Source organism: Salegentibacter salegens, assembly GCF_900142975.1.
Taxonomy (GTDB): Bacteria; Bacteroidota; Bacteroidia; order Flavobacteriales; family Flavobacteriaceae; genus Salegentibacter; species Salegentibacter salegens.
This window is the reverse complement of sequence record NZ_LT670848.1, coordinates 284616-300993: the sequence shown is the minus strand read 5'-3', so window position 1 is coordinate 300993 and position 16378 is coordinate 284616. Positions and strand designations below refer to the sequence as shown.

11 protein-coding genes are annotated in these 16378 nt (G+C 37.6%); 4 read left to right on the top strand and 7 right to left on the bottom strand.

Annotated features, from left to right (window positions below):
• The first annotated feature begins 410 nt into the window (after positions 1 to 410).
• Positions 411 to 2105, top strand: a complete 1695-nt coding sequence (gldJ, locus tag B5488_RS01255; RefSeq protein WP_456114828.1) for a gliding motility lipoprotein GldJ — start codon at positions 411 to 413, stop codon at positions 2103 to 2105.
• 114 nt (positions 2106 to 2219) lie between these two features.
• Complete coding sequence (locus B5488_RS01250) at positions 2220 to 3518, top strand: UDP-N-acetylmuramoyl-tripeptide--D-alanyl-D-alanine ligase (RefSeq protein WP_079733621.1); 1299 nt, start codon at positions 2220 to 2222, stop codon at positions 3516 to 3518.
• On the opposite strand, the gene B5488_RS01245 is transcribed toward B5488_RS01250, so the two are convergent.
• The 4 genes from B5488_RS01245 to B5488_RS01230 form a co-directional block, all read right to left on the bottom strand.
• Positions 3508 to 4128 carry a DUF4403 family protein gene (locus B5488_RS01245; protein WP_079733620.1) on the bottom strand — a complete coding sequence of 207 codons (621 nt, stop codon included), beginning with the start codon at positions 4126 to 4128 and terminating at the stop codon, positions 3508 to 3510. The genes B5488_RS01250 and B5488_RS01245 overlap by 11 nt on opposite strands.
• Before the next feature lie 485 nt (positions 4129 to 4613).
• On the bottom strand, positions 4614 to 5501 hold the full coding sequence (locus tag B5488_RS01240) for a bile acid:sodium symporter family protein (RefSeq protein WP_079733619.1): 888 nt from the start codon (positions 5499 to 5501) through the stop codon (positions 4614 to 4616).
• Positions 5502 to 5559: 58 nt separating this feature from the next.
• Positions 5560 to 6450 carry a carbohydrate kinase family protein gene (locus tag B5488_RS01235; RefSeq protein WP_079733618.1) on the bottom strand — a complete coding sequence of 297 codons (891 nt, stop codon included), beginning with the start codon at positions 6448 to 6450 and terminating at the stop codon, positions 5560 to 5562.
• A 42-nt stretch (positions 6451 to 6492) separates the two neighbouring features.
• Positions 6493 to 7815 carry a sugar porter family MFS transporter gene (locus tag B5488_RS01230; RefSeq protein ID WP_079733617.1) on the bottom strand — a complete coding sequence of 441 codons (1323 nt, stop codon included), beginning with the start codon at positions 7813 to 7815 and terminating at the stop codon, positions 6493 to 6495.
• Positions 7816 to 8017: 202 nt separating this feature from the next.
• Here B5488_RS01230 and galK point away from each other — a divergent pair, with 202 nt between their 5' ends.
• Both galK and B5488_RS01220 read left to right on the top strand, forming a co-directional pair.
• A complete protein-coding gene (galK, locus tag B5488_RS01225) occupies positions 8018 to 9181 on the top strand; it encodes a galactokinase (RefSeq protein WP_079733616.1) in 1164 nt (387 codons plus the stop codon).
• 11 nt (positions 9182 to 9192) lie between these two features.
• The gene (locus B5488_RS01220; RefSeq protein ID WP_079733615.1) at positions 9193 to 10233 is read left to right on the top strand and encodes a UDP-glucose--hexose-1-phosphate uridylyltransferase; all 1041 of its coding nucleotides are present in this window, start codon (positions 9193 to 9195) and stop codon (positions 10231 to 10233) included.
• A gap of 111 nt (positions 10234 to 10344) precedes the next feature.
• Here the strand turns inward: B5488_RS01220 and B5488_RS01215 are convergent, their stop codons facing one another.
• The 3 genes from B5488_RS01215 to B5488_RS01205 are packed head-to-tail and all read right to left on the bottom strand — an operon-like array spanning position 10345 to position 16367.
• A complete protein-coding gene (locus B5488_RS01215) occupies positions 10345 to 11658 on the bottom strand; it encodes a sugar MFS transporter (RefSeq protein WP_079733614.1) in 1314 nt (437 codons plus the stop codon).
• A gap of 3 nt (positions 11659 to 11661) precedes the next feature.
• Positions 11662 to 14031: a GH92 family glycosyl hydrolase gene (locus B5488_RS01210; RefSeq protein WP_079733613.1), complete on the bottom strand. Its 2370-nt coding sequence runs from the start codon at positions 14029 to 14031 to the stop codon at positions 11662 to 11664.
• 41 nt (positions 14032 to 14072) lie between these two features.
• Positions 14073 to 16367: a GH92 family glycosyl hydrolase gene (locus B5488_RS01205; RefSeq protein ID WP_079733612.1), complete on the bottom strand. Its 2295-nt coding sequence runs from the start codon at positions 16365 to 16367 to the stop codon at positions 14073 to 14075.
• Positions 16368 to 16378: the final 11 nt, after the last annotated feature.

The window sequence follows — 16378 nt, the reverse complement described above, 5'->3', positions numbered from 1 at the left end:
ATATATACTAATAATCTTGTTAAGAAAAGACCTTAAGTTTAAATAATTTTTAAGGCGGATTAAAATCAAACCAGAAATTTATCTGGCCTGTTAAAAGTTATAAAAGTAAATAGAGTAGGTTTATTACAACTTTATAATAGCCAAAATATTGTATGTTTTAGATTTTAGTTACTTTTTTAAGTGCAGTAACCTTCAGTTAAATAAAAAACATTTAATTTTGCTGCTTTCCTGCTATACCGGGAGTAAGTATTAACGGTACACAGGGAATCTCAAAGAGCTTCACATACCCTAAGTACTTAGGACATCAGGGTTTTAAAGAAAACAAAGCCTTTGAGACAACATAAAATAAACTTGTACTTTTAGCGTTAATTACTATATTGCAAAGCCTAATATTTCTACCAAAAGAGATGATGAATATGAGAATCAATATTGCTTTTAGAGCCTTTTTAACCCTCGTTTTTGGCGTTGGTTTACTAAGCTGTAATAATTCCCGGGATTATGAAGACAACTCCAGGGCAACCGGATGGGACATTAATTCAGATGAAGGTGGATTTCAATACAACACAGATTACAAGGAACAGGAAACCGGCCCCGGGTTGGTTTTCGTAGAAGGAGGAACCTTTACTATGGGCCAGGTGCAAGACGATGTTATGCACGATTGGAACAATACACCTACTCAACAGCATGTTCAGTCCTTTTACATGGACGAAACCGAGGTTACCAATATGATGTATATGGAATACCTGGATTGGTTGAAAAATGTTTTTCCTCCAACACAGGAAAACTTTCGAAATATTTATAATGGTGCCGTGCCAGATACTCTTGTTTGGAGAAACAGACTTGGTTACAATGAAACCATGGTAAACAATTATTTGCGTCATCCCGCTTATGGAAACTACCCCGTAGTTGGTGTAAGTTGGATACAAGCCGTAGAGTTTAGTAAATGGAGAACCGACAGGGTAAACGAATTATTATTAGAAGAAGGTGGCTACACTAAAGAAGGAGCTCGCTATACCGATGTTGAGGCCGGAACCACTTTTAATACTGAAACTTATCTAAATGCTCCAAGCCAGGCTTACGGTGGAAATACTGAAATAAGCCAGGGAGGAGATGAGTCTCAGGATATGATAGACAATCAAAACACAGATGCTGAGGGGAATGCTCTTGGCGGACAAACCTACGTTCAACGTAAAGATGGAATTTTACTTCCTGAATATCGTTTACCAACCGAAGTTGAGTGGGAATATGCCGCTTCTGCTTTAGTAGGAATTAGAGATTACAATGTTTACAGAGGAAGAAAAAAATATCCGTGGGATGGGCAATACACCCGTTCTGGCGATGTAAAAAGACAGGGTGACCAATTAGCTAACTTTAAGCAAGGAGCTGGAGATTACGGCGGAATTGCAGGTTGGAGTGATGATGGCGCCGATATTACTGCTGAAGTAAAATCTTATGAGCCTAACGATTTTGGCCTTTATGATATGGCCGGAAACGTAGCCGAATGGGTTGCCGATGTATACCGCCCAATAGTTGATGACGAATTTAACGACTTTAACTATTACAGGGGAAATGTTTATACAAAACACGCTATTAACGAAGATGGCTCTGTAAAAGTAGTTGGTTTAGATGAAATAGAGTTTGATACATTATCAACCGGAAGACTGGTTGCCAGATCTTATCCTGGTGATATTGCACAAGTACCGGTAACCGAAGAGGATACTTATATGCGTACCAACTATACCGATAGTGATCAGCGTAATTTCAGGGACGGTGATAAAAGTTCAAGCCGTTATTACCAATCATTTCAGGAAGCTGAAGACGATTCCCAACGTATGTATAATTCGCCAACTTACAACGTAGCAAATACTACAGATACAACGGGAACAAACACACGTGGATATGACACTGCTGATAGAACTACCCTTATTAGTGACGAAGTTAGAGTTTACAAAGGAGGTTCATGGAGAGATCGCGCGTACTGGTTAGACCCGGCACAACGTAGATATTTCCCACAAGATATGGCAACTGACTATATTGGATTTAGAAATGCAATGTCTCGAGTTGGTTCAAAATCTTTAGATGATAATAAAAAAGCAAGAAATTAGAACTTCTAATCTTCTAAAAATTATGATAAAAGCCCTATTTGTTTAGGGCTTTTTTTATAGCTTTAATTTTAAAGCCCTGGACTAACCTAATTATAAGCTTAGAAAACGCGAAATATGAAAACAGCATTAATCCACCAAAGATTCCTGGTAAGTACAGGAATCTCTACCGATACCCGAAATATTGAACCCGGAAGCATTTTCTTTGCTTTAAAAGGAGCCAATTTTAACGGCAACGAATTTGCCGCACAGGCCATTGCCAAAGGAGCCATTTGTGCGATTGTAGACAACAAAGAAGCTGCGCTAAATAATAAAGAGTATATAGTTGTAAAAAATACCCTCGAGGCGCTTCAAAGCCTGGCCAAATTTCATAGAAAATTTTTAGCTATTCCAATAATTGGCATTACGGGAAGCAATGGAAAAACTACCACCAAAGAACTTATTTACAACGTACTTTCTAAAAAATATGCTGTCACCGCCACCCAGGGCAACTTAAACAATCATATTGGGGTACCGCTTAGTCTACTGGCAATGGATGAAGAAACCGAAATTGGATTAATTGAAATGGGCGCCAACCATCCCGGCGAAATTGAATTCCTTTCTAAAATTGCAATGCCTGATTATGGACTAATTACCAACTTCGGTAAAGCCCACCTAGAAGGTTTTGGAAGTTTAGATGGTGTTATACAAGCTAAAACCGAATTATACCGGCATTTAAAAGATAACAAAAAGCTAATTTTTCTAAACCTGGACGATGTAATTCAAAGACTCGAAATAAATTACAAACACAACTTTAGCTTTGGAAGTAATAGAAAAGCCCAGGTAAAGGTGGATTATCCCGAAGCCTCCGATTCAGCTGAATTAATCTTTAACGATACTAAATTCACAAGTCAGTTAAGTGGCACTTACAATGCTAAGAATATGGCCGCGGCACTTTGTGTAGGTTTATACTTTAAAGTTCCTTTTAACGAGATAAAAGAAGCCATAGAAAGTTATAAACCCTCAAATAACCGCTCGCAACTAATTGAGCGCGATTCAAATAAAATCTATTTAGATGCTTATAATGCCAATCCTACCAGTATGATGGCAGCATTACAGCACTTTAATGATTCGAAAACCAATACTACCAAAATTGTTATTTTGGGTGATATGGGAGAACTCGGTGCGGCTTCAGAAACCGAGCACCAGGTTGTGGTAAACTTTTTGGAAAACGCCGATATTTCTGAAATCTACCTGGTAGGAAAACAATTTAAGAAAACTACTACCAACAGGCCAAATATCATAAAATTTGAAAATACCGAAAACATTAAAAAACACTTACATCTGGCCGAATTAAAAAATTGCAGTATCCTAATTAAAGGTTCAAGAGCTATGGCTTTAGAAGAAATCCTGGAAGTTTTTGAACCTAAAGTTTAACCTCTTTTACATTTACAAAACCATAAGCACTAATTTCCAGAAGAATTAATAGTAAGCTATCTCCCGGGATAATTTCGGCTACTTTTAGAATATTTACATTACCTGAAAGAAATACACCAGGGGCGGCCTCCATTTCGTCGCCCAGCTTTTTATTTGCTTTTCCCAACTGTTCATTAATATGAGGCTTCAGGTCTAACTTCATTTTGTTTTTAATCTTTTTATAGATTAAAGTATTAGCCAGCGTCTCCAGCGAATTATCCATAAACCAACTTTTACTTTGGCCTTCAAGTTCGTACTCTTCTACATCTATTACCTGTTCCACCTCATCAAAGCCGAGTTTTATATGGACTAATAAGGTTACCTCTTTATTTTTAAAAAGCGTGGTGAGAGTTTTTAACTTTAGGTTTAAGGTGAGATCAAAATTTGGCTCCTGGCTTTTCCCTAGGTTCGCTCCAAGTACTTCAGCATAGTTTTTTACAGTGCCCCTGGAGTCTTCCATCCCTATTTGCTCTCCTACCAATTTTTTTTGAAGTACATCTTCTAAAACTCGATAAGTAATTTTTACAGGTAGGTTTATTTTTATATTATCTTCATCTAAAAGCTTATCCATAAGTAAATTTTCTGTTTGGTTAGCACAAGTTTACCTTAGATACAACTTAAGTTATTTCTGCTCAAATATTCTGAAAATGCAGTTAAATTTAAAGACATGAAAGATCTTTCAATTAAAAGTAGGCCATCTCTGAGTATATAAAACTTGATCAGGAAGTAAGAGAAACCGGAGCAATAAAAAACTATATTCTGTGCAAAATTCCTTCAAATTTCATTTTAATTTTTATTCAACTTAAAGGGGTTTAAATGAAATCGAAATATTTACTTCAGAAAAAATAAATATTTATATTATTCACTTTCAGAAGGTTAACTCTAAATTACGGAAATCCGTAAAAAACTAAGTAACAAAAGCTTTAAATTCGGTACACATAAGTACAAATAGATCTGTATTTGAACTTATTTTAATTTGGCAATTAAACAATGCCGGTTGCAAAAGCGTAAACTGAGTAGGGTCTGTTTTGAGCTTTATGTGGCCGGCATTTTTATTTAAGCCCTCTCATTTTTCTCTTTTTTAAAGTAATGCTTAAGAATCCAACCTCCCAAAAAAGTTGTTATGAGAGAAAAACTACCATATACAATGGCCACCAGGCTAATATCTTTATCTTTTAATAACTGATTGGCAATAAATAAAGCCAGCACACTATTTTGCAAGCCCATTTCAACCGCAATTGTGTATGCAGAGCTATGCTTCAGTTTCATATGCCTGGCAGCAAAATAACCGGCTATTATCGTGGTGAAATTTAAAATAATCAGGGGAATAAAAAGATTTAAATGTTTTAAATATTCTACATTTCGTTGATTTTCATCAAAAAAAATAACAACAATAAAGGCTAATAACATTATGGCCGGTAAAATATAACGTAACGCTTTATGAAATTTTTCACCAAACTTATGCCCAAATAACTCGTTTAATAAAATTCCCGCCATCACGGGCAAAATAACCGTCAATAAAACATCGGCCATAGTTTGCCCAAAACTCAGTTCTACTGCTGCCCCGTTATTTCCAAAAACCGCAAAACTAAACTGAATTACCAGCGGAATGCTGAATAAAATAATAAAACTATTAAAGGCCGTGAGCGAAACCGAAAGCGCCACCTTTCCTTTTAGCATTTTAGTGACAAGATTTGAAGCGGTGCCCCCGGGACAGCCCGCGAGCAACATAATCCCAATTTTATAAACAGGATCTATTGGCCAGAAAAAGATCAATAGAAAAGCAATAAGTGGCAATAAAAATATTTGAGACAACAGGCCGGTAATTATTGCTCTTGGGTGCGCAAAAACCCTTCTAAAATCTTTTATACAAAGGTCCAGACCTATCCCCAACATAATTAGGGCGATAGAGAGAGGCATAAAAACATCGGCAAATTGCTGCATATTCTTTTAAAAAGAAATCCAAGTTAGTATTTTCAGAAATAAGGTCAAATCGCTTCTTTTAATACGGAAATATAAATTTTTGAATTCTCTCTTTAGAAATTTCTGGATTTGCGCCTTCTTCCCCGGCTACCAAAGCACCTACGGCACAAGCAAAATTCAGTGTACTTTGGGGCTCTTCTTCTTTCAATAATCCTGCGACTAAACTTGCTAAAAATGAATCTCCCGCGCCTACGGTGTCTTTTACCTTTACCTTAAACCCACTATTATAGAAACGTTCTCCATCTTTTAATAAAAGTGCACCGTGAGGGCCTTTTGTAATGCAAATGTTTTTCGTATTAGTTTTCTCTGAAATAAATTGAAGATTTTGCTCTATAGAATTATAAGGGGACCCAAGTAATGCAGCAATTTCAAATAATTCGTCATCATTGAATTTTATAAAATCTGCCTGATTCATAAGATTTATTAAAACCTCTTTTTTATAATATGGGGGACGTAAATTAATATCAAAAATTCGATACTTTGCTACAGGTAAAAGTTCTAAAAGTGTTTCCCGACTTACCTTATCACGGCAAACCAGGCTTCCAAAGATAAAAGCATCTGCCTGCTGTACCGAATTTTTAATTTCTTCTGAAATTTGAATTTTATCCCAGGCTACCGGCTGCGTAATCTCATAGGTAGCCGAACCGCTTTCCGAAAGTTTTACGTTCACCACTCCTGTAGGATATTCAGCGTCCTTGGCTATATTTTCAGTTTTAATATTTTTAGATTCCAGGAAAGAAATTAGCTTTCTCCCTTTTTCATCATCACCTACTTTACTAATCATTTCTGTTGAAATTCCCAATCCCGAGAGCCTGGAAGCCACATTAAGCGGAGCCCCTCCAATTCTCTTCCCGTCTGGAAAAACATCGTATAATATCTCGCCGAAGCAAACAGCCGTAGGTTGTTTCATTTTAATTCTTTTTAATGGTATTCTTCAATATTTTAACTGAAATTATTCTCTTGCCAGTGATAATTCTTCACCAAGTTCCTCCAGGGTTTTTCCTTTCGTCTCGGGCATCATAAAAATTACAAAAAGAAGCTGAAGCACCATCATAAAAGCAAAAAATGCGAATACATAGCCCGGGCCAATGGTTGTAAAAAGCACCGGCACCAAAGAAGGTACAATCGCGGCTAAAACCCAATGGGTAGAGGAGCCAAATGCCTGTCCTGATGCTCTTAAATGATTGGGGAATATTTCAGAAATAAACACCCAAATTACTGCACCCTGGCCAATAGCATGTGCTGCGATAAATAAGAAAAGGAAAATTGGAACCCAAAGTCCGCCCCAATCTAGGAAGAAGGCTGCAGCTACCAGAGATAAGGAGACGATATAACCTATAGAACCAACAAACATCAGTTGTTTTCTTCCTACTTTATCGATTAGAAAAACACCAAGTAGAGTAAAAAGCAAATTCACCACACCTATTCCAATACTGCTTAATAGCGCCGTATTAGCCTCTAAACCCGCCGATTCAAAAATTCTTGGTGCGTAATAAAGAAAAGCGTTTATCCCCGAAAGTTGATTAAAAAATGCTACTAAAAATGCCAGGATTAACGGGAAACGATATTTTTTCAGAAATATATTTTCACCTGTAATCTGATTTTCAGACTGTTTTTGAATGTCTAGCATTCTTTGTTTAAGATCGGCTTCGGGATTAATTTCCTGAAGAATTTTGGCAGCTTCTTCATTTTTGGACTTCGAGATTAACCAACGCGGACTTTTAGGAATAAAAATTACAAAAATAATATAGATAAATGCAGGGATGGCTTCTACCCCAACCATCCAGCGCCAGGGTTGTGCACCGGTATCTCTAAGTAAATAATTTGACAAATAAGCGATTAAAATACCTAAAACTATATTGAACTGGTAAAGAGATACCAGCCTACCCCTATCTTTAGGGGGCGCAATTTCTGAAACATAAGTAGGAGCCGCGATGGTTGAAGCCCCTACACCTAATCCGCCCAGAAATCGAAAAACCGCAAACGTAATGGGGTCATTAGCGAAGGCTGAACCCAGTGCAGAAAGGAGATAAAGCATTCCTATAACCAATAAGGTGTTTTTTCTTCCGAATTTATTGGTTGGAATTCCTCCAAAAATAGCTCCAAACACGGTTCCCCATAAAGCCATTGCCATCACTATCGAGCCATGAAAAGCATCAGAAGTTCCCCATAAATCCTGAAGTTGCTTATCGGCTCCCGAAATAACTACAGTGTCAAACCCAAATAAAAATCCGGCCAGGGCAGCGCTAATAGACCATACGAAGATTTTATTCATAATTTAATTAGATGTGGAAATCTAAGCTAACAATAAAATTTAATTTCTTATTCAAAAAGAGCAATTTATAAGTCCCGTGAAGATTAAATTGCCTGATATACTAACTTTTATAAAATCTAAAAATGAATACAAAAGAATTTCTATAAAATAATGAGCGTAATTTTTACATTTATTATATTTGAATTCTAAAAAGTTATTGCATTTGAAACCAGCAGAAAATTATCACAATATTCCGGAAGACTTTAAGGTTTTTAAATCTGAAGTAAAAGTTGCCTCTCCTGGAAGAATAAATTTAATTGGTGAACATACCGATTATAACCAGGGTTTTGTAATGCCCTCGGCTATAGACAAGAAAATATATTTTAAATTCAGGAAAACCGCCAGCGATAATTTAGGCAGAATTTATAGTGAAACCTTTGATACTTATGTGGAATTTGACCTGAATCAAATTTTGAAAAGTAAAAACTCCTGGGAGAATTATTTGTTGGGGGTAATTGATGAAATTCAGAAATCGGGCAAAACACTTAAAGGTTTTGATTGTATTATTAAAAGCGAATTGCCCATTGGTGCCGGGATTAGTTCTTCAGCAGCGCTGGAATGTGGTTTTGCAGGTGGTTTAAATTCGTTATTCAATTTAAACCTGTCGCAAATGGAAATAGTAAAACTTTCCCAGCGGGCAGAAAATAATTTTGTGGGCAGTAACTGCGGAATTATGGATCAGTTTGCTTCAGTAATGAGCAAGAAAAATCATTTTATAAAGCTTGATTGTGAATCGCTGGAAGCAGAATTTATTCCGGCTGAAATTCAGAACTGTAAATTATTACTTTTAAATACCAATGTTTCCCATAACCTGGCCGATAGTGAATACAATACCCGCAGGCAGGAATGTGAAAATGCGGTAGCCATTATTCAGCAAAAATATTCAGAAGTAAAATCTTTAAGGCAGGTGACTTGGGAGATGTTGGAGGAATTCAAAGAAAAAATTGGCCCTACAAGTTTAAAACGCTGTCTTTATGTGCTGGAAGAAAATAGACGCGTACAGGAAACCGAAAAAGCTTTACGAAGCGGAGACCTGAGAGAGCTGGGCAAATTAATGTATGCTTCGCACCGGGGTTTGCAGCATCAATATGAAGTAAGCTGCACTGAACTGGATTTCATGGTAGATTTTTCGGAAGACAAAAGTTTTATTTACGGCTCCCGAATGATGGGCGGTGGTTTTGGCGGTTGCACAATTAATTTAATTGAAAGCGATAAAATTGATGAGTATATCACGGAAATAAAAAAAGCTTACCAGGATAAATTTAATATCACCCCAACGCCAATCACGGTGGTTCCAGATGAAGGAACTCAAATTACTAAAGTTTAAAAAAGGAAAAGATGAACACAGAACTGAACAAGCATCCACATAGAAGGTATAATATTTTAACTGGCGAATGGATTTTGGTTTCACCACACCGAACCAAACGGCCATGGCAGGGGAAAACCGAAAAAAATAACCAGGAAAAACGAGAAAGCTACGATTCTTCCTGCTATTTATGTCCGGGTAATTCAAGAGCCGGTGGAGAAACAAATCCCAATTATAAAGGTGTTCATTCTTTTGAAAACGACTTCCCTTCCCTCCTTCCGGAAGGACCGACTGATGATTTTAAAAACGGTCTCCTAAAAGCCGAAAGCGAAACCGGAATTTGCAAAGTAGTTTGCTTTTCTCCAGATCACTCCCTCACTCTTCCTTTAATGGATGTAGAAGATATTACAAAAGTGGTTGGCCTTTGGAAAAAAGAATTTAAAGAATTGGGCAGGAAAGATAATATAAACTACGTTCAAATCTTTGAAAATAAAGGTGCCATGATGGGCTGCAGCAATCCGCATCCCCACGGCCAAATTTGGTCGCAGAAATCTATTCCGACAGAAATTTTAAAAAAATCGAATCATTTTAAAGATTACTGGGAAGAAAATAAGAGCAGTTTATTAAGCGATTATTTAAAGCAGGAACTGGAATTAGATGAGCGTATTTTAGCGCAAAATGAACATTTTGTAGCATTGATTCCTTATTGGGCGGTTTGGCCCTACGAAACGATGATTGTTCCAAAAAAACACTATCAACATATTGGGCAGTTAAATGCTGAAGAGGAAAAAGCTTTTGCTGAAATTATTAAAAAACTCACCATAAAATACGATAACCTTTTTGAAACTTCTTTCCCCTATTCTTCAGGTATTCATCAAGCTCCAACAGATGGCAAAGATTACCCAGAATGGCATTTTCATATGAGTTTTTATCCGCCACTCTTAAGATCGGCTACGGTTAAGAAATTCATGGTAGGCTATGAAATGTTTGCCGGCCCGCAACGGGATATTACCGCAGAACAGGCAGCCCAAAATTTAAAAGAGCTTTCTGAAGTTCATTATTTGGAGCGGTAAGGAGTTTATATATAAAACGGAAAAACAAGAAGGACTTCATTTCCCTGTGAAGTCCTTCTTGTTTTTTAAGCTAAGTGCGATCTGATTTTTCCAGAATTTTATATATTAAAATTAATCAATTACCAAGTTTCTCCTTTTGTTAGTCCAGGCATAATAAAATATATACGCATAGCAGATCATCACTAAAATTAAGGCAATCTTAAAACTATAAGAATCGGTTAAAAAACCATAAGCTGGTGGTATTATAGCTCCACCAACTATCATTGTACACAATACTCCAGATCCCTGGGCTTTATCATCTCCTAACCCGTCTAAGGCAAGACTGAAAATTGTAGGGAACATAATAGAATTAAATAGCCCCACAGCAATAATCGTCCACATAGCTGCAAGTCCTACTGAAAAGGTTGATATAAATATCATACTTATCGCCCCTATTGCAAATACACTTAAAACCTTGGCAGGATTAAAAACAGTGGTTAAATAAGAACCAATAAACCTTCCAATCATAGCTCCCGTCCAGTAGAATGTTACAAAAACACCCACCACGGCCATATCACTGGAAGCAGATACACCTGTGCTCAATATCCAGCTTGCTATGGTGCGCATAAAAGACGTATCCCTTACTGTTTCAGCAAGATCAAGGCTTAAAAAATAGTTTACCATATAACTTCCCAGTGCAACTTCAGCCCCTACATAACAAAATAGACCAATGGCTCCCAGGATTAAATTCCTGTTTTTTAATACTCCCCGGTAATCGTTCGAAGCTTCTTTATCTCCTACTTTGGGAAGATTTACAAAAAAGAAAACGATCGCAATTATTATTATAAAAGCGGCAATCCCAAGGAAAGGTGTTTGTACTGCTGAAGCTTCAGAAATATAGTAGCTGGTTTGTGCATTAGCATCCAATGCTTCAATTTCGGCAGTGGTTTTTACTTTATCCTGCAGGATAAATAAGGCACCTAAAGCCGGTGCTATTGCCGTCCCGAGGGAGTTAAAAGCTTGCGATAAGTTAAGTCGGCTGGAAGCTGTCTTTTCAGAACCTAAAATAGTTACATAGGGATTAGCTGCAACCTGAAGTATGGTAATCCCCGCAGCAAGGGTAAAATAACCGAACATAAAAATTCCGAAGACACGATAGGATGCTGCCGGGTAAAAAAGCAGACAGCCCACAGCCATGGTAACCAAGCCTAAGATAATTCCCTTTTTATATCCTATTTTTGATAAAATATATCCCGCTGGTATAGATAGCAAGAAATAAGCACCAAAGAATGCAAATTGTACCATTCCGGCCTGGAAATAAGAAAGTGTAAAAACTTCCCTTAATCTAGGTATGAGTGAGTCTACGAGTACGGTAATAAAGCCCCATAGAAAAAAAAGGATTGTTACAAATATAAAAGCTGTACGATAGGATTTCTTTTGGTCCATTTATTAATTATTTTCTATGTAAATTTCTTTATTCGGCTCACTACTCATATAAAATTTTAGCTCTCCGCCAGCCATAATATCGCTATGGTCTACAAACGGGTTTTCCAATACTTCGCCATTAAGTTCTACCTTTGAAACAAAAACATTCTCTGCAGACTGGTTATTGGCAATAACCGTAAACGTATTACCATTATCGAGATTTATTGTTGCCTTATTAATCGCGGGACTCCCTAAAGCATATTGTGTAGAACCGGGTGCCACAGGATAAAAACCAAAACTGCTAAAAATATACCACGCACTCATCTGGCCAAAATCATCATTCCCGCCTAAACCATCAGCACCGGTTTGGTATTGGTCTTTTAAAATCATCCTTATTTTATCCTGCGATTTCCAAGGCGTATCTGTCCAATTATACAAATAAGCAACGTGATGTGATGGCTCGTTTCCGTGCACATAATTCCCTATAATTCCTTCACGGGAAATATCTTCAGTATCCTCAAAATATCTGTCGGGTAAATCCATAGTAAATAGGGAATCTAAATGTTGAGAGAATTGCTGCTTTCCTCCCATCATTTTAATCATTTCCGCAGGTTGATGTGGAACATAGAGGCTGTAATTCCAGGCATTACCTTCAATAAATCCCTGCCCGTGGGTATTTAGAGGATCAAACTCTTCTTTAAAACTTCCATCATCCAGTTTAGGTCTCATAAAGCCCGATTTACTATCATAAACGTTCTTATAGTTTTCAGATCTTTTGCTAAATTCATCATAAACCTCACTATTCCCTATTTTTTTCGCTGCCTGGGCTATTGCCCAGTCATCGTAAGCATATTCTAAAGTTTTAGAAACGGAGGCGCCGTTTTTATCTTCAGGCACATATCCTTTCTCCATATAGTATTCCAGTCCATCATAATAACCTGTTTTGGCAGTTTGCACCATCGCGTCCAGTGCGCGCTGCTTATCGAAACCGGTGTTTCCTTTTACGATGGCATCGGAGATTACTGAGGCACTGTGGTAACCAATCATACACCAGTTTTCATTAGCATAATGTGACCAAACTGGGAGCATATTATGTACACTCTGGTCATAATGTGCCAACATAGCGTTTATCATGTCACTGTTGCGATCTTGTTGTAATATATTGAAAAGCGGATGCAAAGCACGATAAGTATCCCATAGTGAAAAACTGGTATAATTAGTAAAACCTTCGGCCTGGTGGATATTCATATCCAGCCCCCGATATTTACCATCTACATCCATATATTCGGTAGGGCCCAGAAACGCATGGTACATCGCGGTATAAAAATTGGTCATTTCGGCATCATTTTCAGCATCAACCACTACTTTATTCAATTCTTTATTCCATTGTTCACGTGCCTCGTCCTTCACTTTATCAAAATCCCAATGAGGAATTTCGGTTTTCATATTATTAAGCGCTCCTTCTGAACTTACCGGGGAAATTGCCAATTTAATTTGAAGTTTTTCTTCGGCTTCCATGTCAAAATCAAAATACATCCTGATTTTTTCACCTGCTATTTCCGGGAAATTCTCATCCTGGTCAAACTTCCTCCAGAAACCATTATAAGGTTGTTTATCATAACGTGCCCGCCCGTAATTTTTAATGGGTTTATCAAAGCTCATGGCAAAGAAAACCTTGCGAGTTCTTGCCCAACCGTTGGTTTGTCTAAAACCTGTTATTAAGGTATCATTTTCCACCCTAACAAAGGTCCAAACATTTTTATCATCGTAATTGTAAATGCCAGACATCAAATCTAAAATGACGTGGGTTTCATCCTTTTCGGAAAATGTATATCGGTGCATTCCCACCCGGGTGGAAGCCGTCATTTCAGCTTCAATATCATAATCTTCCAACAAAACGTTATAATAGCCGGGTTCAGCAGTTTCATTTTTATGTGAAAAACGGGAACGGTAACCGCTATCTGGATCAGTTTCTGTTCCCGGGTTCAATTTTAATTCGCCTGTGGTGGGCATTATTAAGAAATCGCCCAAATCGGAATGGCCAGTACCGCTAAAATGGGTATGGCTAAAACCAACTATCGTAGAATCATCATACTGGTAACCCGCACAATATTTATAAACATCGGGATTGTATTTGCCATCTACGGCATAAGGAATGGTGTCGGTATCTGGGCTTAACTGAACGCTTCCAAAAGGTACCGTAGCACCCGGATATGTATGCCCCATTTTGGCCGTACCAATCATAGGGTCTACAAATTGAGCGAGATCTTTTAGATCTTCATTTGAAGATGAATTATTTTCTTTAGTAATTTTTTCTTCCTTTCCGCAGGAAAAAAACAGCAGGAACACTATAAATGTTCCTGCTGAGGTAATAAAATTATTGTTGAATTTCATTCATTTTTAGTTTATAAAAATTGAAAGCTAAACCTTACACTTTATAGTTCATTTGTCAAAGAATACGGGAAATCTGATTTTTTAGTTCCTCGCTTCTTATTAGGTGTATCCCCCATTTCTATATCGATCACTGCTCCTTTCATCAGTTCTTTATGGCTTAAGTAATTCTTTGTGTAATCCTTTCCATTTAATTCCATTTTCTGAATATACTTATTGGAATCACTATTTTGAGGAGCATTAATAATAAGCTCGTTTCCATTTTCAAGTTCTACTGTTACTTTTTTGAAAAGCGGAGCACCCATTACGTATTCATCTGTTGCCGGGGCAACGGGATAGAAGCCCATTGCCGAAAATACATACCAGGCAGAAGTCTGTCCATTATCCTCATCGCCACAATAACCATCTGGAGTAGGTTGGTACATTCTATCCATTGTTTCTCGCACCCAATATTGAGCTTTCCATGGTTCACCTGCATAATTATACAGATAAATCATATGCTGGATTGGTTGATTCCCGTGTGCATATTGTCCCATATCGGCAACTTGCATTTCCCGAATTTCGTGGATTACCCCACCGTAATAGCTTTCATCAAAAACCGGTGGCATTTCGAAAACCTTATCCAGTTGATCTACAAATTCTTTTTTACCTCCCATTAGGTCGATTAATCCTTGCGGATCGTGAAATACCGACCAGGAGTAATGCCAGCTGTTCCCTTCGGTAAAGGCATCTCCCCATTTAAAAGGATTAAAATCTTCTACAAATTCTCCGTTCTCTTTCTTCCCACGCATTAGCTTGGTTTCTGGATCATAAAGTTTTTTATAGTTAAGGCTTCGTTTTTTATAAAGTTCAATTTCCTCTTTGGGACGATTTAGTTTTTTTGCTAATTGATATATAGCAAAATCGTCATAGGCGTATTCTAAAGTTCTGGCGGCATTTTCATTGATACCCACATCATAAGGAACGTAACCAAGATCCTTATAATATTCAGCCCCCGCACGTCCTACGGCGGTCATAGGCCCTTCATTGTTGGCTCCATTTAGAAGTGCTTCGTATAATAGATCAATATCATAATCAAACTTCCCATCGGTTTTTAAATAAGCATCGGCAACAACTGAGGCCGAGTTGTTTCCTACCATAATATTCCTAAGTCCCGGGCTGGCCCACTCTGGCAACCAACCGCTTTCTTTATAAGCATTGGCCAGGCCTTTTTGGATATTGGCATTTAGTTCTGGGTACATTAGATTTAAGAAGGGAAATAAAGAACGGAAGGTATCCCAAAAACCGGTATCGGTAAACATATAACCCGGTAAAACTTCTCCATTATATGGGCTATAATGCACCACTTCACCTTCAGCATTGTATTCATAAAATTTTCGTGGAAAAAGCAAGGAACGGTATAATGCTGAATAGAATGTTGCTACTTCATCTGGAGTTCCGCCTTCCACTTTAATTCTGGAAAGTTCCTTATTCCATTCTTCGCGGCCTTTTTCTTTTACGGTTTCAAAATCGTCATTTCCAATCTCTTTCAGGTTTAATTCGGCCTGGTCATAACTTATAAATGATGAAGCTACCTTTGCATTAATGACTTCTCCTTTTTCAGTTTTAAAACTGATTACACTTCCAACGTGTTCAGCCTCAACTTCCAGGTCTTCCGAAATTTCTTCACCACTAAATGTATGCGAAGCAGTAAATTCTTTATCGAATTCTATAATGAAATAGTTCTTGAAATTATCTGGTACTCCTCCACTATTTTTAGTGGTATACCCAATTATTTTATTTTCTTCAGGAATAACCTTTACATAAGAACCCATATCCAATGCATCTATAACCACATGCGAACTATCAGATTCCGGAAAAGTAAAGCGGAAACGGGCTGCTCTCGACGTAGGTGTTATCTCGGTAGTTACATCATGATCGGCAAGATATACGCTGTAATAGTGCGGATTTACTTTTTCAGATTTATGTGAAAACCAACTGGCCCGGGCATCTTCATTAAAACGAATTTTTCCGGTTACGGGCATAATAGCAAACTGGCCATAATCATTCATCCAGGGAGAAGGTTGATGCGTTTGTTTAAATCCACGCAGTTTATCGGCAGTATACTGGTAGGCCCAACCGTGACCCATTTTACCGGTTTGTGGTGTCCAAAAGTTCATTCCCCAGGGCCGGGCAATGGCCGGGTATACATTTCCATTTGACATGCTTGGCTTAGAATCTGTTCCCATAAGTGGTCTTACCCAATCTACAGGATTTTCAACCTTCTCTACAAGGTAATCCTGCGCAGTGGCAAAAGTTGCGAAAAAGCAAAACGCAAGGACAAAAAAATTAGTTTTCATATAGTAATATT